A 602-nucleotide genomic window follows, 5' to 3' on the forward strand; every position below is an offset into this window, starting at 1 on the left:
AAAAAATGAACAAGTAATAACAACCTTACCACTGAACCCCTTCCACTGACTCACCGCCCCGCGTAATTCAATACTGACCACCTCACATATACGAGGTGGTTTCATGAACATTTTCAACAATAAAATCTTTGGTCTCTCCCGCCTTAAACGGCTGCTGGGCTGGCAGTTCATGGCGGTGCTGCTATTGGTGCTTATCGCCCTGGTCTCGCCGCAGCAACTCACCGTTGTTATCTATAAGATTTCACTTATCACCCTGGCCGCCGTGCTGGGTTATTGGCTCGACCGCTCGTTGTTCCCCAAGGCCACGCCGGGGCAATACCTGGAGCACTCGCCTGACTTGGTATTTGCAGCGGCGCTGATTCGTCGCGCGATTATCGTTGCCGCTGTCTGCCTGGCTGTGGCGATGGGGTTGTGATCATGGGCTGGCCGCAAATCACCTGGCTTGTGGTTACGTCGCTGGTTTTGGGCATAAACCTGATGCAGCACGGTAAGCTACGTACCGACAGGCATAACTTCTGGGGGAAGTTATTCGATGCGCTGGTTACGGCGGGTGTGCTGTGGGCTGGCGGTTTTTTTGGTCAGGCGCACGCCGCCCAGCCACC

At 54.7% G+C, this 602-nt stretch carries 1 protein-coding gene and 1 pseudogene; both read left to right on the forward strand.

Annotation, left to right across the window (positions count from 1 at the left end; translation table 11 throughout):
- Positions 1–103: 103 nt before the first annotated feature.
- On the forward strand, positions 104–415 hold the full coding sequence (locus tag J5069_RS23860) for a putative holin (RefSeq protein WP_264646129.1): 312 nt from the start codon (positions 104–106) through the stop codon (positions 413–415).
- Positions 416–417: 2 nt separating this feature from the next.
- Positions 418–602, forward strand: a pseudogene (locus tag J5069_RS23865) (lytic transglycosylase domain-containing protein); the annotation flags it as partial.

It is taken from the genome of Candidatus Symbiopectobacterium sp. NZEC127 (assembly GCF_025962675.1).
Classification (GTDB): domain Bacteria; phylum Pseudomonadota; class Gammaproteobacteria; order Enterobacterales; family Enterobacteriaceae; genus Symbiopectobacterium.

Excerpts from the sequence above, each read along its gene's own strand:
- J5069_RS23860 (WP_264646129.1), top strand. The coding sequence starts at position 104 with ATGAACATTTTCAACAATAAAATCTTTGGTCTCTCCCGCCTTAAACGG.